Raw genomic sequence first — 863 nt, 5'->3', positions numbered from 1 at the left:
CAGCACATGCAGCCAATACCGGGACGTGGCGATATTCGGTTCGTGGTTGTACTGCTCGAAGAACATCCACTGCAGCACCTGAGCCTGCTCGAAGGCATCGGTGGGCATCAGCTGACTGTCACGGGCCAGGTACCAGAGCGCAGCGTTGGATTCCGGCAGGGTTCTGCCATCCGGGGTTACCAGTACGGGAATACGGCCGTTAGGGTTGATGGCAAGAAAGTCGTCGCTGCGGGTTTCGCCACGCGTAATGTCTTTTTCCACGCGTTCAAAGGGAACACCAAGTTGCGCCATGGCCAGGCGTAATTTGTAGCAGTTACCGGAGGAAGAAAATTCATACAAGCGATACATATCAGATCCTTCTGATCGGGAATCAAGCATTGAGCGACATAAAAAAGCCAGGGCATTGCCCTGGCTGGCTCGGGAGAGCATAACCTTATTTCAGGAAAATAGTGTTTCAGCGTCTTATTAGGGAGCCTCTGTATAACGCCTTGCATGCTCAGTCTTTCAGGCTGGTTCGCAATCTATACCCCATTCGGGGCACAGAGGGCGCGCTTTTGAAGGTGTCCCCTAACTGGGATCGAGATATGTCCATCCATCGAAAAAGTGCAACAACGAGTGCGGGCCAGCCTGAAAGACCCGAAGGGCGTGGCCTGGAGCGCCCATCTGCTGCGCCTTGCCTCTCGGAAAGGGAACCACCCTGACCATCGAGACAAGACACAACAGCTGAACGCTCCAGGCCACGCTGAGTACGCAAGGNGTTATTCAGAGGCTCCCTAGCTTTTCATGATTTCTGCCAGACGCTGATTAATAGTGCCGGTACATTCACTGATAATGTCATCGATGATTTCCGCACAGCTCGGATA

The 863-nt window shown here is 53.5% G+C and carries 1 protein-coding gene; it reads right to left on the bottom strand.

What is annotated here, in order from left to right; genetic code table 11:
- On the bottom strand, positions 1–348 hold a 348-nt coding region (locus tag A3730_RS13050), incomplete at its 3' end, for a glutathione S-transferase (protein WP_197477474.1).
- Positions 349–863: the final 515 nt, after the last annotated feature.

This window comes from Alcanivorax sp. HI0044 (genome assembly GCF_001634945.1).
This window is presented reverse-complemented; position numbering and strand designations above follow the sequence as displayed.